The organism is Lachnoclostridium sp. Marseille-P6806 (assembly GCF_964238185.1).
Taxonomy (GTDB): Bacteria; Bacillota; Clostridia; order Lachnospirales; family Lachnospiraceae; genus Brotaphodocola.
The window spans coordinates 194952-220055 of record NZ_CAXSLG010000001.1; the positions used below are offsets into that span (position 1 = coordinate 194952).

Genomic DNA, 25104 nt, shown 5'->3' on the forward strand with positions numbered 1-25104 from the left:
AAAGCATGAATATGATAGGTCAGCAAGTAAAACGAGTGGATGCTTATGGCAAGGTCACTGGTGAAGCTAAGTATACTGCCGATCTGGAACCGAGAGATATTCTCCACGGAAAGGTTGTTCATTCTACTATCGCCAACGGCCTGGTAAAGAGCTTTGATTTAGAGGAAGCCTATAAGGTGCCTGGAGTTGTAAAAATCATCACCTGTTTCGACGTTCCCGACTGCCAGTTTCCTACTGCCGGCCATCCCTGGAGCGTAGAGACAAAGCATCAGGACATCTGTGATCGGAAGCTTTTAAACCAGAGAGTCCGGCTTTACGGAGATGACATTGCAGCTGTTATCGCAGAAGACGAGGTCGCTGCAGCACGGGCCGCACGGCTGGTTAAGATCGAATACGAAGAATACGAGCCCATTGTTACTGTAGAAGCTGCCATGGCAGAAAACGCCACACCGCTTCACCCGGATATCCGCAAAGACAATGTGATTGTTCATTCTCATATGACTATGGGATATCCAGATTTTACCTATGAAGAAGGACTGGAAAAAGCCAGAGAGCAGTATGGCAGGGAAAATATTGTGGCTCTGGAAGAAGAATATGACACTCCCCGGATTTCCCACTGCCATATTGAGCTGCCGGTTTCCTGGGCCTATGTAGACACCAACGGAAAGGTTACGGTTGTCTGCTCCACCCAGATTCCTCATATTGTACGGCGCTGTACGGCTCAAGCCCTTGGCATTCCTGTCGGAAAGGTCCGCATCATTAAGCCCTATATCGGCGGCGGCTTCGGCAATAAGCAGGATGTGCTCTATGAGCCGTTAAATGCATTTCTTTCCATGTCTGTAGGCGGACGGCCTGTAAGACTGGAAATCAGCCGGGAAGAAACCATTTCCGGCACACGCACACGCCACGCCATCAAGGGAAAATGCCGCGGCGTTGTAACAAAAGACGGAGAGATCCTGGCACGTCAGCTGGAAGCTTATGCAAACAACGGAGCCTATGCCTCCCACGGTCACGCTATCTGTGCTAACTGTGGAAATGTATTTAAAGATCTGTATCGGGATCGTCTGGGCACTGAGGTAGACTGCTGGACAGTCTACACCTCTTCTCCTACAGCAGGCGCCATGAGAGCCTACGGAATCCCGCAGGCTGACTGGTTTGCAGAGTGTCTGATCGACGATCTGGCTGATGCCATCGGCATGGATCCCTGCGAGCTCCGCCTGAAAAACTGTATGGAGGAGGGCTTTGTAGATCCCGCCAACGGAATTACCTTCCATTCCTACGGACTGAAAAAGTGCATCGAGGAAGGACGCAGACATATCCGCTGGGATGAAAAATGGAATGCCTACAAAAACCAGACCGGCCCTGTAAGAAAAGGCGTAGGTATGGCAATTTTCTGTTATAAAACTGGTGTACACCCGATTTCCCTGGAAACTGCCTCGGTTCGTATGGTATTAAACCAGGACGGTTCCATGCAGGTCTGCATGGGCGCTACAGAAATCGGCCAGGGCGCAGATACCGTCTTTTCTCAGATGGCATCTCAGACCACAGGAATCTCCTTTGATAAGGTTTATATTATGTCCACACAAGATACAGATATCACACCTTTTGATACAGGAGCCTACGCTTCCCGCCAGACCTATGTTTCCGGCATGGCCTGCAAAAAGTGCGGTGAAGAACTGCGGCACAGGATTCTGGAATACGCAGCTTATATGCTGAATCACGATGTATCCGATATGTCAAAAACCATTTATGCGGATACCGTAAAGGACGCTGCCGCAAAGCTGAGAGATGTTCTGGGACTAAACCCGGAAGAGGAAATTACAGAAGATATGCTTGATATTCAGAACAGCCAGATTGTTGTAAACGGCGGAGATCCGGTTCTCTTTGATGTAGCTGTTGTTGCTGATACGGCATTTTATTCCCTGGATCGCTCCATTCATCTGACTGCAGAGGTGACCAACCACTGTAAGGACAACACCTTCTCTTCTGGCTGCTGCTTCGTAGAGATTGAAGTTGATATGCCTCTGGGACTGATTACTGTAAAGGACATTATCAATGTTCACGATTCCGGTATTCTGATTAATCCGGCAACTGCCAGAGCTCAGGTACACGGAGGCATGAGCATGGGACTGGGCTACGGACTGTCTGAGGAACTTCTGATAGATGAAAAAACAGGACGCCCGCTGAACAACAACCTGCTCGACTATAAGATTCCTACCGCCATGGATACTCCGGATCTGAATGTTTCCTTCATTCAGCTTGAAGATCCTACCGGCCCCTTCGGAAACAAATCCCTTGGTGAGCCTCCGGCTATCCCGGTTGCTCCGGCTATCCGAAATGCTCTGTTAAACGCAACTGGCGTACACATGAATGTAACCCCGATGACCGCGCAGCGGCTCATTGAAAAATTCAAAGAAAAAGGTCTGATATAAGGAGAATGTTATGTTTGATATAAAATCATTTTACGAGGCAAAGGATGTGGCTGATGCCATCAGAGCCCTGGAAATGGATCCGGATGCAGAGATTATCAGCGGCGGAACGGACGTACTGATCCGGGTCAGAGAAGGCAAGGATGCAGGGAGATCCCTGGTATCTGTCCACAATCTTCAGGAATTAAAAGGCGTAAAGCTATTGGAAAACGGAGACCTCTGGATTGGAGCGGGAACCGCATTTTCCCATATTACCAATGATCCGCTGATCCAGAAATACATTCCCATGCTGGGCGATGCAGTTGATATGGTTGGCGGTCCCCAGATCCGCAACACCGGAACCATCGGCGGCAATATCTGCAACGGCGCTACCTCCGCCGATTCTGCCTCTACCATGTGGACTCTGGAGGCAGAAGTCTTACTGGAAGGACCTTCCGGAAAACGTGCAGTTCCTGTCTGTGAATTCTATACTGGTCCCGGAAGAACTGTCCGCGATCGCTGTGAGGTCTGCACCGGCTTTCTTGTAAAAAAAGAAAACTTTGAAGGCTGGACCGGACATTATGTAAAATATGGAAAACGAAAAGCTATGGAGATCGCAACTTTGGGCTGCTCTGTCCGGGTAAAACTCAGCGAAGACAAAAAACGCATCGAAGATGTTCGCCTGGGATACGGAGTAGCAGGTCCTACTCCGCTCCGCTGCCGAAAGGCAGAAGAGGGCTTAAAGGGATGTGAAACAACCGATGCCGATGCAGTTCTTACCTTTGGTAAGAATGCCCTGGAGGAGGTTAATCCCCGAACCTCCTGGAGAGCATCTAAGGAATTCCGTCTTCAACTGGTAGAAGAGCTGGCAAAACGAGCTTTATGTGAAGCCGTAAAAAAAGCAGGAGGTGCCGTCAATGCTTAAAATTGTACATATGAAAGTAAATGGAAAGGAAACAGAGCTGGCTGTTGACGAGCGGGAATCCCTTCTGGATACCCTCCGCACCCGCCTTGGTCTGACCTCCGTAAAAAAAGGCTGCGAGGTCGGTGAGTGCGGAGCCTGCACCGTTCTTGTAAACGGAGAAGCCATTGACAGCTGCATTTATCTGACCCTCTGGGCTGACGGAAAAAGCGTTATGACTGTAGAAGGCCTGAAGGGGCCTAACGGAGAGCTTTCTCCGATTCAGAAGGCCTTTATTGAAGAGGCTGCTGTTCAGTGCGGCTTCTGTACCCCAGGCCTGATTATGAGTGCTGTTGAAATTGTGGGAACCGGCAAAAAATATAACCGGGAAGAGCTGAAAAAACTGATTTCCGGACACCTGTGCCGCTGTACCGGATATGAAAATATTTTAAATGCCATGGAACGAATTGTAGAGGAAGTCTACCAAACAACTCATAAAGAAGAAACGACATCTTAAAGGAGGAGTACATCATGGGAAGACCTGCAAATGACAGCGTAAACTGCAGTATCAATAATATTTATCAGCTGGAAGGACGCGTCCCCATCGGAAAGGCGATTCCCTTTGGCCTGCAGCACATTCTGGCCATGTTTGTTTCAAACCTGGCTCCTATTACCATTATTGCCGGCGCCGCCCAGCCGGCTCTTTCCCAGGCTCAGGTCGCCATTCTGCTCCAGAATGCCATGTTTGTTGCCGGTATTGCCACACTGATTCAGCTTTACCCCATCTGGCGAATCGGCTCAAAGCTTCCTGTTGTTATGGGCGTGAGTTTTACCTTTGTAACAGTTCTCAGTACCGTAGCCGCCAACTACGGATATCCGGCAGTTATCGGCGCGGTTCTGGTAGGCGGTATTTTTGAGGGAACTCTGGGACTTCTTGCAAAATACTGGAGAAAAATCATTACTCCTGTTGTCGCAGCTTCTGTTGTAACTGCCATCGGATTTTCCCTTTTCACCGTAGGCGCCCGCTCCTTTGGAGGCGGCTATGCCGAGGATTTCGGTTCTGTTGAAAACCTCGCCATCGGTACCATTACGCTGGTTACCTGCCTGCTGTGGAACATTTTTGCAAAAGGTTATTTGAAACAGCTTTCTGTTCTGGCTGGACTGGTTGTAGGATATGTGATTTCCATTTTTGCAGGAAAGGTAGATTTAAGTCTTATCATGTCAGGCGGTCTGATTTCCCTGCCTCACCTGCTTCCCTTTGCTCCGGAATTCCATCCGGGCGCCATTCTTTCTGCCTGCATTATCTTCCTGGTATCTGCAGCAGAAACCATCGGCGATACCTCCGCTCTGGTATCCGGCGGCTTAAACCGGGAAATTACCGGAAAGGAAATCTCCGGCTCTCTCGCCTGTGACGGATACGCTTCTGCCATTTCCGGACTGTTTGGCTGTCCGCCAGTTACCTCCTTCTCACAAAACGTAGGTCTGGTAGCTATGACTCATGTTGTCAACCGCTTTACCATTATGACAGGCGCTGCCTGCATGATCCTTGCCGGTCTGCTTCCTCCGGTAGGAAACTTTTTCGCATCTCTGCCGGAATGCGTTCTGGGCGGATGTACCATTATGATGTTTGGTTCTATCCTTACCTCCGGCGTGCAGATGATTGCAAAATGCGGCTTCTCGCAGCGCAACGTAACCATTATTTCTCTTTCCCTGGCAATCGGTATCGGATTTACTACCGCCAGTGAAAGCGGTATCTGGAGCCTCTTCCCGCAGCTGGTGCAGTCTGTATTTTCTGCCAATGTAGTTGCTGTTGTGTTTGTAGTTTCTATCATCCTCAGCCTGGTGCTGCCAAAGGATATGGATATTAAAAGAGTAGAAGAGAAATAAAAGCTAAATACCAAAACGGGCCTGTCCTGAAAACATAATTCAGCCACAGCCTGTAAGCAAGCATAATTAAGGGGATATCGCAAAATCATCAAATCAAATGATTTTGCGATACCCCCTTATCTTATTTTTACATATCTCTGATTTCTGCTGTTTGGTTTATCTGAAATTGTCTTTCTGATTTTTAAGCAGTCTTCTTTCGCCAAAAAATATCTTTATTCATCATATTCAAATTCAAATCCGCTCCACACAGGAATTCCCGTATACTCTTTTGTCTGCTCCTCACCAGTCAGTGCCCGTATTGCTCCGGAAGCAAGTGCCTCCATCTCAAAATCACCGCCATACACAATGAAGGGAGCGATCCAGCCTGCATATTTCTTTACATTGGAGATAAAATCTTCATCGTTGGAAACGCCGCCAGTCATTACCACCGCGTCAACCTCGCCTTCCAGTACACAAGCATAAGATCCAATATACTTGGCAAGCTGGTAAGCGAAATTATCATATACCAAAGCTGCCCAGCTATCTCCTTTTGCAATGCGTTCCTTAATTTCCAGCATATTATCCGTTCCCAGTAGAGATACCAGACCACCAGTCTTGCTTATTTTTTCCTTCATCTGCTGTAGCGTATAGGCTCCAGAATAACACATCTTTATAACAGGCATCAGCGGAACATAACCAGAACGGTTGGGAGCCATAGGACCTTCTCCATTTAAAACGTCATTGGCATCCACTATCCTGCCTGACTTCTGGGCCGTGATTGAAAGACCACCGCCCACGTGGCATACCACCAGATTGCATTCTTCATATTTCTTTCCCAACTCCCGTGCTGCCCTCATGGCAACCTCCTTCTGATTCAGCACATGAACATGGGATTCCCGGTATATTCCTTTAATTCCAGTTAATCTTGCTATATCATCAAATTCATCGACATCAGGAGGATTTACCAGAAATGCTGGTTTGCCTGTCTCTTTGGCAAACGCATGAATAATCTGTGCCCCCAGAATCGCAGGGTGCTCCATCAAACGCCCTGAAGTACAATCTGCAAGAATCTTATCATTTACCGGAAAAATTCCGCCCGGAGTAGAGACCAGGCCTCCGGAATACGCAGCAAACGCATCCATATCGTTAATGTTAATCTGTTTTTTTTCTAATTCACATAGAATCGTCTCCACACGGTACGGCATCTGCTCACTGACACGGGCAAAGGACTTCAATCTTACCGGATCATGCTGCACATTTGCTTTAAACAATTTCTCTTCCCCGTCAAATACCGCTAATTTTGTCGATGTGGAGCCTGGACTTAATGTAAAAATTTTATATCCCATCATTATATTCTCCCTTCCTAAGCATTTGCTGCGGCAATAATCACCATGGCAATATCTCCCACGATCTCCTCTACCGTTGCACCTCTGGAGGAATCTGCCACTGGTTTTGCAAATCCAGATAAGGTGTGTCCATAGCCCTTTCCTTTTGCAAAAATCTGAATCATTTTAATACCAATGTTTGCAGCATTAAGTTCAGGGAAAATCAAAATATTTGCTTTGCCCGCCACTTCACTGGGACGGTTTACTTTTTTTTCTGCCACAGCCGGTATGAGCGCCGTATCCAGCTGAAATTCCCCATCAATCTTTAGATCCGGCCTTCGCTCCCCTGCAATCCTAATCGCTTCCAGAATTTTATCCACACTAGAAGCCGTGCCCGAACCACAGGTGGAAAAGCTTAAAAATGCACAGCGGGGCTCCCAGCTCATCAATGCACGAATATTATCACAAGAGGCAATGGCTATAGAAGCCAGTTCATCTGCCTCCGGTTCTGGATTCAACCCACAGTCTGCTAATGCAATACGATTCCCCTCAGATCCTTCAAAACCCGGTATCTCTGTCATTGCAAAAATCGATGGAACATCCACACCATCCTGCATACCAATAGTCTGCTGTGCAGCAAGCAGCACATCTCCTGTTGTGTTGATATGGCCACAGAATGTAGCGTCCACATCACCCACTGCCTCTAGAATCATGGCGTAATACATGGGATTTTTCATTTTTCTCTTCGCACCTTTTTCAGACAGCATCAGCTTTGGATAGGACATATACCTTGAAACAACCGAATCACGGTATGCTTCGTCGGTCACATCCACAATCTCCATGTCGTCAATCCTGACCCTCGCTTTCTGTGCTGTTTCCCGGATCACTGCAGGATCATTGACCAGCACCGGTATGCCGATTCCAGCATCAAGCACCTGCCTAGCAGCTAGAAGCGTCTTCTCTGCCTCACACTCAGGCAATGCGATTCTTTTTGGATTCAACTTCGCTTTATGAATCAGTTCTTCAATTAATACCATTCTAATCTGCTCCCTTCTTTCGTTTTTCTCCTGTAATCATTCGAATCAATGCACTTTGAAATAGGTCCACTCCAATTCCCACATATACCACGCCTACCACCATTGCCACACCGATCTGAATCGCAAAGCTACCGATCTCATCCATTGCTGCCGATGCCATAATCGTAAGGCCAATCGCCCATCCGCAAAGCCATGCAGGAAGAAAAATCCATTTTTTTAACCATGTACCCACAAGAACCGCCAGTCCGCCCATTGCAAACAGTATCATATATAGTTCTAAATCTGGATTCCAGTTCAGGCTGTCCATAATTACCAAAGCTACTACTGCCCAAAGATCCCCGCACAGAAATCCTATACAAATTTTAAAGGCATCTTTATATTTATTTCCATTAGTCACAAACAGACCTGCACAAATTAGTGCCACAGCGCCAGTCGTCACTCCGATATATGGTGCTGCAACCGCCCACAGAGGAGGCAATACTGCGATTCCAAGGGCTAATGTCATTGTTTCTGTCCACATTTTCCTACGTTCCATGTTTCTTCCCTAATCTTTCAACAAATATTCCTTCAGGATTTTTTCCGTCCTCTTAAGGATCATCTCCGCCCGTTGAGATAATTTAGGGCTATGAAGCGCCAGAATATCTTCTGGTTGTTCCTGATAACATGGCAAATTAAAATAATCCTCCATATATCCATGATGCATCTCTGTTACAATTTTCTCTGTTATCACAGGAACTCCTGCCGCTCTCAAAAGGGCGGCATATGCCGCCCCTTCCTCACAAAGAGCATCCCTCTCTGCCATAAACAAAGCTGTCGGAGCACTGCCTTTCAACATTTCTCTGGTTGCATATAAAGGAGAAATATATGGATTTCTAGGATCTTCTCCATTTCCATAAAGTTCCGTAAAGGCCTCCATCACTTCTACCGGAAGATTGGCAGGATATGATTTTTTGGAAGCCGGTGCTGTCACACCGTCCAAATAGGGATAGTGAAGGATTTGACACACCAGTCTGAACTCCTTTTTTTCTGCAGCCTGCATGGCTGTGACTGTAGCAAGCGTTGCCCCAGCACTGAAACCCATGGCCGCCATCCTATCCGGATCTATTCCAAACTTATTACTATGTTTCTGTACATAATTTACTGTGTCATAAGCATCCTGAACTGCTGCCGGATATGGATACTCCGGTGCTTTCCTGTAATTCACCCCAATAACTGTGATACCTGTTTCTCTGCATATTCTCTCGCAAAGATAATCATCCTTTGCCGCATCCCCCAGTACCAGCCCACCTCCATGAAATTCAAAGAGCACTGCTCCAGGTTCCTCAGTTCCTCTATGCAGATATATCTCGATTTCCCGATCAGCAAGAGGTATCATCATCTGTTCGCCCCTGACAGGATTCTTCCGGATAATCTCCATAGTAGATTCCCGGAGAGACGGTACTATCTTACAAAAGCTTCTGGTGAATGTTCCCATATCCTGCTCCTTTTATCCTATTTTCCTTCTTGTTCTTTTGCCAAGGCAATCAACTGCTTTTCAACTTCCGCATCATCGCACTCTTTCTCATCGCTGATTCTGGAAATAACCAAAGCTCCGATTCCACAAGCAATGATAAAGATACCGTATCCTCCTACCCAGCTTCCGCCTGTCAGCATTTTTCCTAAAGTCAGCACAGCAAAGCCCATGCTCTGGATGATCGTTGCCAGAGGCGTACATACCCGGTTGGCAGACAGGAATTCATATCTTCCAAATTTTGAAATTACCATAGACGGCATCAGATTTGGAATACCGCCTGCAGTAAAACACAGACAGCAGGTTACAATCGTGCAGGCAATCTCAGGAAGCTTATCCAGCATCACTAATACAATCAAAATCACAATATATGCAATATTATAAAGAACCCCTGCCTTTTTTGTACCAATTCTTGTGTCAAGATATCCCCAGCAAAAGCTTCCAATCAGCCCAACAATTGTTGCTCCTGCAAGAATCGCTACCGGCTTGCCCACATTTTCAAAATATCCAGTGCTCATCATTCTGACAATCAGCTGACTCATAACACCTGCTGTAGTAGCCCACGGAATGCCAAATCCGATACAGATCATCCAAACCGACTTATTTTTCAGTAAATCTCTCATGGTATATCGTGATCTAAAATAGCGCAGAAGGTCAGTCTTTTTGCTGTCCGCCTTTTCAATTCTCTCCTCTGGCCGCATATTATCCGGATAACAGCCTTTCTCTTCCGGTGTATTCGTCAGCATAGTAAACGTTAGAACGGCAAGCAGCACCAGGATAACTGCCAGGACATAACAAAATCCCTTCCATCCAATTCCTCCGCTCATACACCAGGTTACAAAAGGCACCAGAATCATACTGGTAAGAGGCAGACCCATGGTTGTCCAACCCATAACAACTCCTTTTCTGGTCGGAAACCAGGAGCCAATAAAGCCATGGTGTACAGCGAAAGCAAGGCAAGTTCCAAATACCTGAGTGATAAACAGCCCTACCACATACATAGTGAATGTAGTGATATTACCCATAAAAACAACCCCTGCCGCCATACCTGCGCAGGAAACGGTAGCTACAATTTTTGTTCCTTTTTTATAGACCAGATTGGTAAAAAATACTCCCAACAGACAGCAGACAATACCAATAGGTGTCAGGACAGCAGTCAGCATATCACTGGTAACCGTCATCCCACTAGTTTCACTGAGCATTGCCGCCAGATTTAATCCATATCCATTGATTCCATCGACTGCAAATGCACTGTACATCATCTGATATAAAATGCAGATAATAATCAGGAACCACCCCCAGCTCCCAAAACTTACTGCATTTGTATTTGATTTTTGATTACTCATGACATTTCTCTCCTTTGCTCTCCCCAATAGCTATGGCATATGCTATGGCATACTCTGTATCATAGGACAAAGAAATCAGCACTTTTTCAATCCCTGCTTTTCTTGCATCTTCTTCGATCTTCCCATGCAGATTCACATAAGGCTGACCGGAATCCCAATTTAGTATTTCAATTTCATTTAAACTCACGTTCTCAGCGCTTCTGTTCAAGGCCTTGAATACAGCTTCTTTTCCAGCAAATCTAGTTGCAAAATAACAGAGTGGATTCTCACGGAGAGCCGCCTGGCGAAGTTCCTCCTCGGTATATGTCTTCCTTGCAAAAGGATCTTCCGGCTTCAGATATTCCGCCACTAGATGATCCATCTTTAAAATATCTGTACCAATTCCTCTAACCACAACTTATCCTCTCACTTTTTCCTTTTTATGTCAGAAAGAGCCATCCAGAATGGCTCTTTCTGGGTTTTGTTTATCGGTATACGTATTCCCCCGCCTTGTATTTCGGTGGAATCACCGGTACCTGAATAAAGGATTCATATTGTCCACCAGTATAAATGATTTGACGCCCGTGGTTATCTGTATCCCATGCCAAGGGCTCAAACCATCCCTCGCGGATATAATGTCCTGCAATCTGAATTCTCAGTTTTTCTCCCTTATGCCAGATTCTTGCAGAAGGTACAATCTCAATGTCAACGGGCACAATTTCTCCCGGCTCCACTTTCAATTCTCTTCTATGAGCCATCACCGGCTGTACCATGGTTCCCTTTACCACCTGACATTCCTTCGGATCCAATTCCCGGTGAGAAATACGGCATTTTCCCCACGCTCCTGGATGAGGCTCATTCAGAGTATACCACGGAATCCAGTTGCCCTCGGCATCTGCTTTCTGAATGTTGATGAACATATCCATATCATTGTAAGCCTCTGCAGCAACATACAGATGCAGATACATATATCCTGTCAATTCTGTATCCTCCTCAAAGGTCATATCAAATTCTACCTTCCCTGTATTGCCGTCATAGGCAACGGCAGCCTCCTGGGAAACTGGTGCCTCCGCCATGGTAAGTTTGTCCGGATTGGAAGCATCCAGATAGAACTTCTTGTACTGGGTTCTCTTTAACGGAAACTCATTCTCCCCACGTCTGATCTGGTAATCACAGTCATAGGCATCCATAATATCAAGACGTACCTTCGGCGTCATCTCCCAGCCATTATGGATATCCTTTAAATAGCGGTCATAGAATTGTTTCAAATCTTCCAGATTCTCTGGTGTATAGGTATCCGGCCACTCAAAGTCCCGATGGGCACGAAGCCATTTTCTCTTGGATTTTGCTTTTCGGAATGCCTGGAAAGAGCCGCGCAGATGGAAATGAGAAAAACCTGCTGTCTGGTAAACTGGAATGTCCACTTTAGAGAAATCCGGGCGTTTATCCTCCCAGTATCCATTCATCAGCGGATATTTGACTGCCATATCCACCTGGCTGTCCACTCCACCAGTACCGGTCACCTGTGCAGAAATAAATTTATTAAAGGATAATGCTGGCACACCTCCCTCGTAGAAAGACTCACGATAAAGATCTGTGGTACACTCCCAGGGAGCAATACATTTCAGGTGAGGCGGCTGCATTGCTGCAATTCCCCACTGGTGCATTGCTACGCCTGAGTTTCCTGCCATACCTACATTACCGTTGCACCAATGCTGTGTAGCAATCCATTCAACAAAATCGTATCCGTCTTCTCTGTCCTGATGGGTAAACATATGTACATTTCCCTCAGAATGACCTGCACCACGCACATCCACATTAGCCACCGCATATCCCTGATAGCACCAATACATGGGATCCGGAGACTCAAATTTTGCCAGTTTCGATACAGTGTGAGGCGGAACTCCCATAATCTGCCACTCACTCATTCCTTCTCCCGGACGTTTTCCAAACCAGGACCAGGAAACGATAACCGGATACTTATGACTTTCATCCTTCGGACGGAAGATATCTGTGTAAATGGTCACACCGTCTCTCATCTTTACAGCCACATCCTGCTCGCAGAGAATTCCCGGCGCAGCCTCATAAGTACGAGGATTAAAAGCTGGACAAAATCCCTGTCCCATACGTGCCATCGGATCTTCGGAAGCCGCCAAATCCACATTTGGATCCACAGAAACTGGCTTTCTTGCGACCATATAAACCGCTTCTAATTCTTCTCCTTGGAAGGTTTCCTTTAATGTAAAGCGTTCACGCATATTCAACTCATCATCATGATCCGATTTTACAACATTCTCCTGTGCCTCTGTCACCTCTGCAGGTTGAGGAGCCAATGCCGGTGCTCCTGATTTTGGAAACTCCGAAGACAATATCTCCCCGCTCTCATCCAGAGACTCTCCTAAACACTCTGTCAGCACATAATCCACTGCTTCCCCAATGGTCTTTTGACGACGGAAAGACATATAGGGAATCTCAATATCAAACTCATCCTCCAGATACGTCGTAATCTGGGAAAAATGGGTAGACTTTGCATTACAGTCCTCTGCAAAACGAGTAATCTCTGTCAACTCATCTGCTCTTTTACCGAACAACGGTGCTGCACGCTCTACCAGTTTTTCATAAATTTCTTTTCTGATGCTCATATTCTTCCTCCTTTTTGTTTATAGCACAATAGCAATTGATTTGCTTTATTATGTTGATTTTGTAAAAACCTTCTCAAATTCTTGCTTTTTATAACTATATTATATATAATACAACCAGTAGAAACCATGTGTTCCAAACTAAAGCAGTGCTGTTCTTGGCCTTTATTTTTGTGTTATAACACAATCATTGTTTGAAGAAACATTGATCCGAATCATAGGGGAATTATTATGGAATTATCAAAACTGATCCACAAATTACATTATATAAATTGTTTTTGGAAACATACAGCCAACTCCAGTACAGAGATCTATCAATGCTGTTGTCTGAAAGATGAAAATACACTGAGAGAACATGTTCTCTATCTCTGTACTCCACAACAATTGGATAAAGAAATGGACAGGAGTGAATACAATTTCTTGTGTATTTTCTCTGATCCACAAACTTCCTGCAGCGTACTGTATCAAAACGCTAATTATATTGAACTGTGTGAGGATGCAGAACTGAAGACGGTCGAATCACAGCTTCTTGATATTATGATTCGCCATCAGATGCTTGCAGACCATATGCATCTGATTATACAGATTTTTCATGATAATTTAGGACTTCAGGCTTTAACAGATGCAGCCTATGATATTTTAGGTAATCCTATCCTTATCGCAGATAATAGTTATAAGATTCTTGCTTCCTGCATGAATCCGATCTACAGTCGCCCTGACCTTGATGTACAGAAAGAACTAGGTTATATGCTGGAAAACAATATTGCAGCCATGAAGCAGGATCGTATATTTGAAAAAGCCAGAAAAGCCCATTATCCTTATTACTGCAAATCAAAGGGTGCATCTGAAGGCTGGATTACTGCTATGGTTTACATACATAATATTGAAACAGCCCACATCGCGACAGCAGACAGCAACCGCCTGTTTACGCAAGAAGATTTCGAGTTTATCGACTTTCTCTGCCGTATCGTATCTCTGGAACTGCAAAAAAGCGACTTTTATAAAACAAACCGCTCGATGATGCACAATTTTTTTCTTTTAGAACTGTTGGACAATCATGTTCTGGATCTGGCAACCATTTACAGAAGGGCTCAGTGTCTTGGTTGGACCAATACCGAGTATCTCCGGATTATGACAATTACAGATAAAACAGCAGCGATTTTTGATCAGAAAGCACGATTGGTCTCCCAGCAGATGACAACGCTGTTTCCCGTGTGCCATTGGGCCATTTACAAGGGACAGATCATATTTCTGATTGGTACTCCTGACCCTTCTCCAGAAAGGTTCCGTGCTGATAAGCGCTTATCCGATTTTCTAGAAGTAAACCACCTGACAGCATCCTTCTGCCGTGCCTTCCACAGTCTCCTTGACACAAAACAGTTTTACGAGGAGTCCCTGGTAGCGTACCAGTTAGGCCAGCGTTTTTCTCCGGAAACATGTATGTACTTTTACACAGATTATATCTGTCATCATATCGCTGAAATCCTGTCAGAACACAGCAGACTGTCTAATTTCTACCACCCGGTCATCGATATAATCAAGGAATACGATAAGCAGCACAATTCTCGTCTTCTGGATACGCTAAAAGAATATCTTACCTATCCCGATAACCCGGGGCAGGCTGCCGAGCACCTGTGTATTCACAAAAACACACTGTTCTATCGGATTGCAAAAATCAAAGAACTTTTTGCCTTGGATCTGTCCAGTGGGGAAGAGCGCCTGAGCCTGCATATGAGCCTAAAATTTATGGAGTCAGAGAGGTGATCGTGCTCCCATCACCACTCCGGCTCCATATATACCTCTGATAAAAAAGTACCCTAATAGTTCAACATAGTTTCTTTTCTATGTCTTACTATTAGGGTAAAATTTGCCTTATTCCTTACGGCATACTGGAATACAGCTTCCCTGGCTCCAGGTTTTTCCCCTTAGCAGCAGCCATTTCACTAACTGTTACCAGCTGAAATCCCCGATTTACCAGTTCCGGAATCATCCGGACTGCCGCATCGCCGCTCTGGCTGTAAAGCTCGTGCATCAATACAATATCTCCGTCCTTTACCTTACTTAGAACAGCCTGAACCGTCTTATCTGCATTTTTCGTTTTCCAGTCTAAGGTATCAATATTCCACTGAATCATCGGCATATTGACATTAGCTTTTACTGTATTGTTTACATTGCCGCCGGGAAGCCTCATCAGCTTTGGGCGGACACCGCAGGCTGCCTCAATAGCGTCATTGGCCTGACTGACCTGAGCCTGAATCTGTGCCGGACCCAGCTTCTGGAAATACTTGTGATTCATGGAATGGTTGGCTACCTCATGTCCTTCTGCTACCATTCTCTGTACCTCAGCTGCGTAGGAGCCAACCCGTTCTCCTACCATAAAGAAGGTTGCTTTTCCGCCATACTGGGCCAGACAATCCATGATCCTGTTTCCTACAGAGGGCTGGGGACCATCATCAAAGGTCAACGCTACCATAGGTCTTGACGGATCCACCACGCGGCCAGAAGCCGCCGTTGCCTGTTCACCGCTGACTGCCTCTGCCTGCGCCATACCCTGATCTGCAGGGAACAGCTCTCCGGAAGGAACTCCCTCCGGGCTTTCTGTCCCGCCCTGTTCGCCCCCGGCTGCCGGATCCGAAAGAGACTGCTGAACCTGTCCCGGACTGTCCGCTTCCCCTGCTGTAATTACCGGGGAAGAAGCAGAGCCTTCACTTTCCGGAGCCGGAGCCTGCTCATTCTGGACCGTGTTTGGAGTCGTGCTGTCTCCTGCATTCTGCCCTCCTGGTCCGTAAAAATGAACCGTCTCAGAACCTCCTCCCGGTACCTCTGCACTACTCTCCTGCACTGTACCCTGACCTGCTGTAATCACAGCTGATCCATATGTATCAAAGGACAGCTCTGCTGCCAGTACCGGCTGAGAAGCAAACAGGGCGCAGGCTGCCGCAACTGCGGAAATAAATCTCAGATTTTTCATATTCTGACCTCCTGAATTTCTGTCTATTATGCCCTCAGTATACATGATACTACTATGAAAAACAAGTCCCGGGAGCCGCCCTTTCTCTCTCTTTTTGTAACTGTTCAGGACAGCATCTTCTTGTGCAGCTTTGCCAAAGAAGATGCATCAGAGCTTCCTCCGATGCTTTCTTCTTTACCGTCCCCGCAGATAATCAAGCACTGCCGCTATGGATTTTTCCCACACTGGAATCGTTCGCTCCGGCCCCTGAATATGCTCCAGATAATGAGCGTCCGAATTGCTGATAATCCGGCATCCTTCCAGATAAGGATTCTCCCGCCTTATCTGATGAAGCTTCTTCAAATCCTTCAGTTCAGCTGTTTTAAACCGACTGTCCGGCGGTACAAATCCCAGATTGGCAATCAGACTGTTGGCAGATTTCTCCACATGGGCCGGAAACATGACGCCGCCGAAATCCTCAGTCAGCTCCCACAGCCTGTCAAAGGAAATATCCGTACTGTTAATCAGAAGATTCGGCTCAGTTGCCACACAAATATCCTCTTCATTGCAGATCTGCTGCTTTCCAAAAATCTCCTCCCGGTTGGGAAATTTCATCAGCCTCTCATACACATATCCGTCAAAATTTAAGGCTGCCTCCAAAGTCGGAAACAGACATACTGCATGAACCTCCTCCGAGGTATTGATCTCCATTCCCGGAATCGCCAGCACACCATATTCCTGTGCAAACTTCATCACCGCCGGACAGTTGCGGCAGCTGTTGTGATCCGTCACTGCAATCACATCCAGACCTGTAACCGCTGCCATTCCTACAATATTGCCTGGTGTCATATCATCATCCCCGCATGGGGAAAGGCAGGAATGAATATGTAAATCATAGCTGAGATTAACCATGAAGCTGCTGCCAAATCCACAGGGCTGCTTCAAATACAGGCAGTTCTGTGGACAAAACAGTAATTTCCTGCTGCTGTGCCTTTTTCAGGGCAATCTCGTCCAAAGCAGCCCCCTCTCCCATAATCACACAGGCCACATCTGCCAGCGTTGCCACTGCCAGCGTATTCATATTCCCCATTACAGTCACCCACGCACAGCCGGCAGGCGCCCGTCCCATAGCCACGCTGAGAAGGTCACAGCAAAACGGAACTGTGATTTCCCGCTCTGTTTCATCGCCTTCATGAATCACCGAAAATTTTCCGCTGTCAAGCAGCTGTCTTACTGTCATACACTGTCCTCCTGATTATCATCTTTATTGTCCAACCGTGACATCTCACTGTAGATTCTCTGAATATATTCTTTCATAATCCTCAGTGTCTCCTGTCCTCCGGTATTTCCTGCATGAAGATCATCGGCAAGGATTGCGACTTCTTCGGAAAGCCTATGAAGATTTTCTCTCAGGTAATACACACAGTCATTTTCACTGGCCTGTCCCCTGACAATATCCTCAGCAAGAGCCTTGCAGGTAGGTGCGCCGCAGGAACCGCAGTCCAGCCCTGGAAATTTCTCACACAGCCGCTCTGCCTGATTCAGTCTGGCAAAGCTCTCCATAATATTCTCTCCCAGATTAAATACTGGCTCATACTGTACGCCCACGGTCCAGGGCACAATCGTTTCCGCATGTTCTTCATTTTCCATGTGACTGCGGGCCACAGGCATATACTTGCGCAGACGCTTCAGCTTTACCTCTGCCACATATGGATTTTCCACGGTAAGAACACCGCCGACACAGCCGCCGTTACATGCATTCAGCTCTACAAATTTCAGGTGAGAAAACTTCTGATCCTCCAGATCCTCCAGCACCCGAATCACATTCTCAATTCCATCAGCAGCCAGGTAGTTTTCTGTAAAAAGCCCCCCGGCTTCTCCTCCGCTTCGTCCCCAGCTGATGCCAATCTTTCCTGAGGTACTTAATTCCAGCCCCTCATCTCCCACCGCCTTCATATGAGAAAGCAGCTGAGGATATACGTCCTTAATGGCAAGTACACAGTCTATCTCGCTCTTCTCTGTTCCCAAAGGAGCCTTTGCATAAGTCACCTTGGAGGGGCAGGGGGAAATGAAACAGATGCCGATATCCTCTCTGGCAAATCCCGTCCGTTCCATGGCTTTTTGAGCTGCCATAATAGCGGCTACCTCCACCGGCGGCTTTAAAGGAAGCAGGTGGGGGATCAGATTTGGAAATCTAACCCGAATCAGCCGCACCACAGACGGACAGGCTGTGCTGATCAGAGGAAGCTGTTCCTCGTGAGTCGTCAAATAGGTTCTGGTCGCTTCTGATACCAGCTCCGCCGCTGCACTCACCTCAAAAACATCGTCAAATCCCATCATCAGCAATGCATTCAGAACAATATTCACATCATCCAGATTGTTAAACTGACTGTACAGCGCCGGCGCCGGCAAAGCCACAGTATATTTAAACTGTTTCATAACCTCCAGCTTATCATAGGTTGCCTTTTTTGCATGATAGGAGCAGACTCTGATACATTCTCCACAGTCAATACAAAACTTGCTGTTAATCTGCGCCTTACCGCCCCTCACCCGGATAGCCTGGGTCGGGCACCGCTTAATGCAGTTAATACATCCCTTACATAAATCCGCGTCCAGACGGACGGAATGATAGAATTTATCCATTCTGTCTTTTCAACCTCCAAAGCCCTATGCCAGGTTTACCTCCATGGTAATGGTGGTTCCCACTCCCAGCGCTGTCTCTATTTTCATGTCATCCGTATATTTTTTCATATTGGGCAGTCCCATACCGGCGCCAAAGCCCAGACTTCTTATCTCGTCCGGTGCAGTAGAATAGCCTGCCTTCATAGCCAGATCAATATCCGGAATACCAGGGCCCACATCAGCCAGAATCATCCGAATCTTCTCCGGACTGATCTCCACAGTGATTTCCCCTCCCTTGGCGTGAATCACCATATTAATTTCTCCCTCATACATGGCAATCGCCACCTTGCGTACTGCCTCCGGGCTCACCCCAAGCTGCTTTAATTTGCTTTTCACATCGCTGCTGGCTTCCCCCGCCCGTGTAAAATCATCCGGCGGGATTGTATAATTCAGCACAATTGCTTCACTCATCAGATCGCACCTCCGCCAAGTCCTGCCTGATACAGCATACCGCAGGAAGAAAACATCCTGTGGCCGGTTTCCATTACAATCAAGTCCCTCTCCTTCGCCATATCAAGAATCGTCTGATCGGGCTTTTTTCCCCGCACAAAAATCAGGCAGACAATGTCCAGCATCTCTGCAGTCCGAATTACCTGAGGATTGCACAGACCTGTCAAAAGCACGGAATGATCCTTGGAAAATGCCAGAACATCACTCATCATATCTGATCCACAGGCGCTGCGCACCTCCCGATCCAGAAACTCTTCTCCTGTCAGCACCCTGGCGCCCAGTATTTTCTGTACATCTCTTGCAGTCATTGCATCGCCCTCCTTTTTATGATACAGCTGCACTCCTTTCTGTCTCGTCATACAGCTGATCACATTCCTCAACTTATGCTTTTAGAATACCATTGAACATATGAATGATCAACATAATTTCTAAAAACCTTTTTGATTTTCCCCGTTTTATTGTAGCTTTTTTATCAGTTATATGATAGAATATTAGTTATATTTTACAACGACATTTTGTATAGGAGGAATAAACATGGCTTGCAAAAAAGAAGGTGTTTCCTTCAGCGGTACTCCGGAGCAGGAAGCTGCTTTAAAGGAGGCAATCGCAGAACTGAAGGACACAAAAGGCGCTCTGATGCCCATTATGCAGCGGGCACAGGATATTTACGGTTATCTTCCCATCGAAGTTCAGACCATGATTTCTGATGAAACCGGCATTCCGCTGGAGAAAATCTATGGTGTTGCCACATTTTATGCACAGTTCGCACTTCAGCCCAAGGGCAAATATCAGGTTTCTGTCTGTCTCGGAACCGCCTGCTACGTAAAAGGCTCCGGAGCAATTTTCAGCAAACTGGAGGAATTGCTTGGCATCACTAATGGAGAATGTACCCCGGATGGTCGGTTTTCTCTTGATTCCTGCCGTTGTGTAGGTGCCTGTGGACTGGCTCCCGTTATGATGATTAATGATGAAGTATACGGACGTCTGACACCGGATGATATTCCCGGCATTCTTGCCAAATATCAATAAGGCCTATGATGCCTGAAATTTCTTTAAATATTCTGGATGTGGCAGAGAACTCCACCAGGGCCAAAGCCTCTCTGGTTGAAATTACTGTAGATGCCGATACCGCCTCTGACCGTCTGACCATTGTTATTAAGGACAATGGCTGCGGTATGACCGAAGAACAGGCAGCCCAGGTAACGGATCCCTTTTTTACCAGCAGAACCACCCGCAAGGTCGGGCTGGGCGTTCCGTTTTTTAAATATGCGGCAGAAAGCACCGGAGGAAGCTTTTCCATCGAATCCAGACCAGGTAAAGGCACTGCGGTAACCGCCGTATTTGTCCTTTCCCACATTGACCGGATGCCCCTTGGAGACATAACCAGCACCATTCATACGCTGATTGTATACCATCCCGAAACGGACTTTCTTTACCGGTACAGCTATAACGGCACAGCCTTTACTCTGGACACCAGAGAATTTCGGCAGATTTTGGGAGATGTTCCCTTTAACACACCAGAGGTATCCGAATATATCAGAGAATATCTGACAGAGAATAAACTGGAAACTGACGGCGGCGCCTTTTACTGAGGAGCGCCTTTAGAACAGCACAGCCCTTCCCCCTCTTTGGGATGGAGCGGCTGCTGAAGCTGTAGATTTGGAGGATTACATGAAAAGTCTTGAAGAATTAAGAGCTATCCGTGAACGGATGCAAAGCCAGGTAAGTATGCGGGCAGAAGATCATACCCATACCCGTGTTGTTGTCGGCATGGCTACCTGCGGAATTGCCAGCGGCGCAAGACCCGTTCTGACTGCCCTGTCCAATCTGGTTCAGGAAAAAGGTCTGACTGACCGTGTTTCCGTAACCCAGACCGGATGCATCGGATTATGCCAGTATGAGCCTATCGTGGAAGTTATGGAACCTGGAAAACCCAAGGTTACCTATATTAAAATGACCGCAGAAAAAGCTGCAGAGGTGGTAGAGCGCCACTTAATCGGCGGCCATATCGTAGAAAACTACACCCTGAATTCTGCAGATATCAAATAAGGAGGAGCGCCAATGTATCGTTCACATGTATTGGTCTGCGGCGGAACAGGATGTACTTCCTCCGGAAGCCAGCAGATTATGGAAGCCCTGAAAGAAGAGATTAAAAAAGCAGGCCTGGAAAACGAGGTTTCCGTTGTTCAGACCGGCTGTCACGGCCTGTGTGCACTGGGCCCGATTATGATTGTTTATCCGGATGCCAGCTTTTACTCCATGGTAAAGGTAGAGGATATTCCGGAAATTGTCCAGGAACATCTGTTAAAGGGCCGGGTTGTTACCCGTCTTCTGTATCAGGAGACTGTTACTCCTGCTGGTGTAAAGGCTTTGATTGATACAGATTTCTACAAAAAACAGCACCGCATTGCCCTGAGAAACTGCGGTATTATCAACCCGGAGGTTATTGAAGAGTACATCGGTACCGGCGGCTATGCTGCCCTGGGTAAGGTTCTGACTGAAATGACTCCTGACGATGTCATCCAGTGCCTCTTAGATTCCGGTCTGCGGGGCCGCGGAGGCGGCGGATTCCCCACGGGTCTCAAATGGAAGCTGGCCAAGCAAAATGACGCTGATCAGAAGTATGTCTGCTGTAACGCCGATGAGGGTGACCCGGGCGCATTTATGGATCGTTCCATTCTGGAAGGAGATCCTCACGCTGTACTGGAGGCCATGGCTATTGCCGGTTACGCTATCGGAGCAAATCAGGGTTATATTTACGTTCGTGCCGAGTACCCCATTGCCGTTGAGCGTCTGAGAATTGCCATTAATCAGGCAAGAGAAATGGAGCTTTTAGGAAAAGACATTTTCGGCTCCGGCTTTGACTTTGATATTGATCTGCGTCTTGGCGCAGGCGCATTTGTCTGCGGTGAAGAGACTGCTTTGATGATGTCCATTGAAGGCAACCGCGGCGAGCCCAGACCCAGACCGCCCTTCCCGGCTCAGAAAGGTCTGTTTGGAAAACCGACCATCTTAAACAACGTAGAAACCTACGCCAATATCCCTCAGATTATCCTGAACGGACCGGAGTGGTTCTCCTCCATGGGTACAGAGAAATCAAAGGGAACAAAGGTATTTGCACTGGGCGGTAAGATTCACAATACCGGTCTGGTGGAAATCCCCATGGGTACCACCCTTCGCGAGGTTATCGAAGAGATCGGCGGCGGCATTCCCAACGGAAAGAAATTCAAGGCTGCCCAGACCGGCGGACCGTCCGGCGGATGTATCCCGGCAGAGCATTACGATATTCCCATTGACTATGACAACCTGATTTCCATCGGCTCCATGATGGGCTCCGGCGGACTGATTGTTATGGATGAAACAGACTGTATGGTTGATATCGCCAAGTTCTTCCTGGAGTTTACCGTAGAAGAATCCTGCGGCAAATGTACTCCCTGCCGTATCGGTACCAAACGTATGCTTGAGATCCTGACCAAGATTACCAAGGGCGAGGCTACCATGGAGGATCTGGATAAACTGGAACAGCTCTGCTATTATGTAAAAGAAAACTCTGCCTGTGGCCTGGGACAGACTGCCCCCAACCCGGTGCTTTCTACCCTGCGCTATTTCCGCGATGAGTATGAAGCTCACATCAAAGAAAAACGGTGTCCGGCAGGCGTATGTAAAGCCCTTCTCTCCTACCACATTGATCCGGATAAGTGCCGTGGATGTACTCTGTGCGCCCGCACCTGTCCCAACAACGCCATCATCGGCTCTGTACGGAACCCGCATGTAATCGACACCGACAAGTGTATCAAGTGCGGCGCCTGCATGGAGAAATGTAAATTCGGCGCTATCTACAAAAAGTAATGGAGGAGAATGGATATGGAGAATATTACAATTAAAATTAACGGCATTGAAGTAAGTGCTCCAAAAGGCTCCACCATCCTGGAAGCAGCCCGTCTGGCTCACATTGAAATTCCTACTCTCTGCTTTTTAAAGGATATCAATGAGATCGGCGCCTGCCGTATGTGTGTAGTGGAGGTTAAGGGAGCAAAAAGCCTGGTTGTAGCCTGTGTATACCCCATCAATGCGGGTATGGAGGTATGGACCAACACCCCGAAGGTACTGGAATCCCGCAAGAAAACCCTTCAGCTTCTGCTTTCCAACCATAATCGCAGCTGTCTGTCCTGCGTCCGCAGCGGAAACTGTGAGCTGCAGCAGATGGCAAAAGAACTGGGCGTAGAAGACGAGGGATATTATGACGGCGAGCATACTCCGTCCTGTATTGATGACAGCGCGGTTCATATGATTCGTGACAACAGCAAGTGTATCCTTTGCCGTCGCTGTATTGCTGTCTGTGAAAAGGTACAGAATATCGGCGTAATCGGCGCAAACGAAAGAGGCTTTGCCACCTTCGTCGGCTCTGCCTTCAATATGGGACTGGGCGAAACCAGCTGCGTATCCTGCGGACAGTGTATCGCTGTCTGTCCTACCGGTGCCCTTCAGGAAAAATCCCAGGTTGATGAGGTTCTTGCAGCGATTGCAGATCCTTCCAAACATGTGATTGTTCAGACAGCTCCCGCTGTGCGTGCTGCTTTGGGTGAAGAATTTGGCTATCCCATCGGAACCAACACAGAAGGAAAGATGGCTGCCGCCCTGAGAAGAATCGGTTTTGATAAAGTATTTGACACCAACTTCAGCGCAGACTTAACAATCATGGAAGAAGCCCATGAATTCCTGGATCGGGTACAGAACGGCGGTAAGCTGCCTCTGATTACCTCCTGTTCTCCGGGCTGGATTAAATACTGTGAACACTATTATCCAGATATGACTGAGAATCTGTCCTCCTGCAAATCTCCGCAGCAGATGTTCGGCGCAATTGCCAAATCCTACTACGCAGAGAAGCAGGGACTGGATCCCAAGGATATTGTATCTGTTTCCATCATGCCCTGTACTGCAAAGAAATTTGAAGTACAGCGCCCGGACGAGGCAGCCAATGGCGTACCGGATGTAGACTACTCCCTGACAACCAGAGAGCTGGCCCGCATGATCCGCAAGGTAGGCATCCGCTTCCGCGATCTGCCGGACGAGGGCTTTGATGCACCTCTGGGACTGGGTACCGGCTCAGCTGTTATCTTCGGAGCCACAGGCGGCGTTATGGAAGCAGCTCTGCGTACTGCAGTAGAAACCCTGACTGGTGAAGAGCTCCAGAGCCTTGATTTCACAGAAGTCCGCGGTATGGAAGGCATCAAGGAGGCTACCTACCCAGTTGCCGGCATGGATGTAAAGGTTGCCGTTGCTTCCGGTCTTGGCAATGCAAAAAAGCTTCTTGATAAAGTAAAATCCGGCGAGGCAGAGTATCACTTTATCGAGATTATGGGCTGCCCCGGCGGCTGTATCAACGGCGGCGGCCAGCCTCAGCAGCCTGGATATGTGCGCAATACCGTAGATATCCGCGCTCTGCGCGCCCAGGTACTCTACGATTCCGATAAGAATAATCCGATTCGGAAATCCCATGAGAACCCGGCCATCAAGGAACTGTATGCAACCTACTTAGGCGAACCGGGAAGTGAAAAGGCTCACCACCTGCTGCACACAACCTACATTAAGAGAAAAATAAACGAAATCTAAGCTACTTTATTTTATTTCTGTCATAGACAAAAAGAGGGTGTTGCAAAATATGGTAATCCTACTGGATATAGCATTTTTCTTGTTATGCAAACTGCCATATCTGGAGTGAAAAACCTGTTTTGCGACCCCCGCTTCCTTTTATATGGATCTTCTGAGTGCTCTATGTTTGGATTAGATACGTCATTTCCTCATCGCATACTCCATTCCTACCTCTCTTTGATCTTACTATCGCTTCATCCAATTTTTAGAGAGGCTTTCCTATAATAAACTATTCCACCATAATCCCTAATCCATATTTTTTATTTTAGGGCGCAATACTCAAGAAAGTATTACTTAGTACAAACTCACGCAAATAGTTTTTCATTAAATCACATTTTCACCATAACGCAACTATCTCT

At 47.1% G+C, this 25104-nt stretch carries 23 protein-coding genes; 10 read left to right on the plus strand and 13 right to left on the minus strand.

What is annotated here, in order from left to right; genetic code table 11:
• Positions 1 to 5 precede the first annotated feature (5 nt).
• From xdhA to ACESON_RS00860, 4 genes are read left to right on the plus strand one after another with little or no spacing between them, the layout of a single operon-like run.
• Entirely contained in the window at positions 6 to 2432 is a 2427-nt protein-coding gene (gene xdhA / locus ACESON_RS00845; RefSeq protein WP_373108016.1) for a xanthine dehydrogenase subunit XdhA, read from the plus strand.
• Between the two features lie 10 nt (positions 2433 to 2442).
• Positions 2443 to 3333 carry a xanthine dehydrogenase subunit XdhB gene (gene xdhB, locus ACESON_RS00850; RefSeq protein ID WP_373108017.1) on the plus strand — a complete coding sequence of 297 codons (891 nt, stop codon included), beginning with the start codon at positions 2443 to 2445 and terminating at the stop codon, positions 3331 to 3333.
• Positions 3326 to 3826: a xanthine dehydrogenase subunit XdhC gene (gene xdhC, locus ACESON_RS00855; protein WP_373108020.1), complete on the plus strand. Its 501-nt coding sequence runs from the start codon at positions 3326 to 3328 to the stop codon at positions 3824 to 3826. The genes xdhB and xdhC overlap by 8 nt, the downstream gene beginning before the upstream one ends.
• 14 nt (positions 3827 to 3840) lie before the next feature.
• Positions 3841 to 5196: a solute carrier family 23 protein gene (locus ACESON_RS00860; protein ID WP_177958345.1), complete on the plus strand. Its 1356-nt coding sequence runs from the start codon at positions 3841 to 3843 to the stop codon at positions 5194 to 5196.
• 212 nt (positions 5197 to 5408) lie between these two features.
• Here ACESON_RS00860 and buk read toward each other — a convergent pair whose 3' ends face one another.
• From buk to ACESON_RS00895, 7 genes are all read right to left on the minus strand, one after another.
• Entirely contained in the window at positions 5409 to 6524 is a 1116-nt protein-coding gene (gene buk, locus ACESON_RS00865; protein WP_373108021.1) for a butyrate kinase, read from the minus strand.
• A 14-nt stretch (positions 6525 to 6538) separates the two neighbouring features.
• Positions 6539 to 7537, minus strand: coding sequence for a phosphate acyltransferase (locus ACESON_RS00870; RefSeq protein ID WP_373108023.1), 999 nt, complete (start codon positions 7535 to 7537; stop codon positions 6539 to 6541).
• A gap of 1 nt (position 7538) precedes the next feature.
• The gene (locus ACESON_RS00875) at positions 7539 to 8072 is read right to left on the minus strand and encodes a DUF1097 domain-containing protein (RefSeq protein WP_373108025.1); all 534 of its coding nucleotides are present in this window, start codon (positions 8070 to 8072) and stop codon (positions 7539 to 7541) included.
• Between the two features lie 9 nt (positions 8073 to 8081).
• Entirely contained in the window at positions 8082 to 9011 is a 930-nt protein-coding gene (locus ACESON_RS00880) for an alpha/beta hydrolase (RefSeq protein WP_373108026.1), read from the minus strand.
• A 17-nt stretch (positions 9012 to 9028) separates the two neighbouring features.
• A complete protein-coding gene (locus ACESON_RS00885) occupies positions 9029 to 10393 on the minus strand; it encodes a nitrate/nitrite transporter (RefSeq protein ID WP_373108029.1) in 1365 nt (454 codons plus the stop codon).
• Entirely contained in the window at positions 10386 to 10787 is a 402-nt protein-coding gene (locus tag ACESON_RS00890; RefSeq protein WP_373108031.1) for a holo-ACP synthase, read from the minus strand. The genes ACESON_RS00885 and ACESON_RS00890 overlap by 8 nt, the downstream gene beginning before the upstream one ends.
• Before the next feature lie 70 nt (positions 10788 to 10857).
• Entirely contained in the window at positions 10858 to 13014 is a 2157-nt protein-coding gene (locus ACESON_RS00895) for a CocE/NonD family hydrolase (RefSeq protein ID WP_373108032.1), read from the minus strand.
• A 393-nt stretch (positions 13015 to 13407) separates the two neighbouring features.
• Between ACESON_RS00895 and ACESON_RS00900 the strand changes: the two genes are divergently transcribed.
• A complete protein-coding gene (locus ACESON_RS00900; protein ID WP_373108034.1) occupies positions 13408 to 14775 on the plus strand; it encodes a PucR family transcriptional regulator in 1368 nt (455 codons plus the stop codon).
• Positions 14776 to 14890: 115 nt separating this feature from the next.
• On the opposite strand, the gene ACESON_RS00905 is transcribed toward ACESON_RS00900, so the two are convergent.
• From ACESON_RS00905 to ACESON_RS00930, 6 genes are all read right to left on the minus strand, one after another.
• Complete coding sequence (locus ACESON_RS00905; protein ID WP_373108037.1) at positions 14891 to 15982, minus strand: polysaccharide deacetylase family protein; 1092 nt, start codon at positions 15980 to 15982, stop codon at positions 14891 to 14893.
• Positions 15983 to 16156: 174 nt separating this feature from the next.
• A complete protein-coding gene (locus tag ACESON_RS00910) occupies positions 16157 to 16873 on the minus strand; it encodes a PHP domain-containing protein (RefSeq protein ID WP_373108038.1) in 717 nt (238 codons plus the stop codon).
• Positions 16866 to 17201 carry a hypothetical protein gene (locus tag ACESON_RS00915; RefSeq protein ID WP_177958540.1) on the minus strand — a complete coding sequence of 112 codons (336 nt, stop codon included), beginning with the start codon at positions 17199 to 17201 and terminating at the stop codon, positions 16866 to 16868. Before ACESON_RS00915 ends, ACESON_RS00910 begins: the two co-directional genes overlap by 8 nt.
• Entirely contained in the window at positions 17198 to 18604 is a 1407-nt protein-coding gene (locus ACESON_RS00920; RefSeq protein ID WP_373108041.1) for a [Fe-Fe] hydrogenase large subunit C-terminal domain-containing protein, read from the minus strand. Before ACESON_RS00920 ends, ACESON_RS00915 begins: the two co-directional genes overlap by 4 nt.
• A gap of 24 nt (positions 18605 to 18628) precedes the next feature.
• Positions 18629 to 19054: an ATP-binding protein gene (locus tag ACESON_RS00925; RefSeq protein WP_177958538.1), complete on the minus strand. Its 426-nt coding sequence runs from the start codon at positions 19052 to 19054 to the stop codon at positions 18629 to 18631.
• Positions 19054 to 19401, minus strand: a complete 348-nt coding sequence (locus tag ACESON_RS00930; RefSeq protein ID WP_373108288.1) for a DRTGG domain-containing protein — start codon at positions 19399 to 19401, stop codon at positions 19054 to 19056. Before ACESON_RS00930 ends, ACESON_RS00925 begins: the two co-directional genes overlap by 1 nt.
• A 226-nt stretch (positions 19402 to 19627) precedes the next feature.
• On the opposite strand from ACESON_RS00930, the gene nuoE reads away from it, so the two are divergent.
• The 5 genes from nuoE (at position 19628) to ACESON_RS00955 (ending at position 24706) form a co-directional block, all read left to right on the plus strand.
• Positions 19628 to 20122, plus strand: a complete 495-nt coding sequence (gene nuoE / locus ACESON_RS00935) for an NADH-quinone oxidoreductase subunit NuoE (protein ID WP_177958537.1) — start codon at positions 19628 to 19630, stop codon at positions 20120 to 20122.
• A gap of 5 nt (positions 20123 to 20127) precedes the next feature.
• Positions 20128 to 20685: an ATP-binding protein gene (locus ACESON_RS00940; protein WP_177958536.1), complete on the plus strand. Its 558-nt coding sequence runs from the start codon at positions 20128 to 20130 to the stop codon at positions 20683 to 20685.
• Between the two features lie 79 nt (positions 20686 to 20764).
• Positions 20765 to 21142, plus strand: coding sequence for a ferredoxin (locus ACESON_RS00945; protein ID WP_373108044.1), 378 nt, complete (start codon positions 20765 to 20767; stop codon positions 21140 to 21142).
• Positions 21143 to 21154: 12 nt separating this feature from the next.
• The gene (nuoF, locus tag ACESON_RS00950; RefSeq protein WP_177958534.1) at positions 21155 to 22942 is read left to right on the plus strand and encodes an NADH-quinone oxidoreductase subunit NuoF; all 1788 of its coding nucleotides are present in this window, start codon (positions 21155 to 21157) and stop codon (positions 22940 to 22942) included.
• A 15-nt stretch (positions 22943 to 22957) separates the two neighbouring features.
• Entirely contained in the window at positions 22958 to 24706 is a 1749-nt protein-coding gene (locus ACESON_RS00955; RefSeq protein ID WP_373108045.1) for an NADH-dependent [FeFe] hydrogenase, group A6, read from the plus strand.
• Positions 24707 to 25104 lie beyond the last annotated feature (398 nt).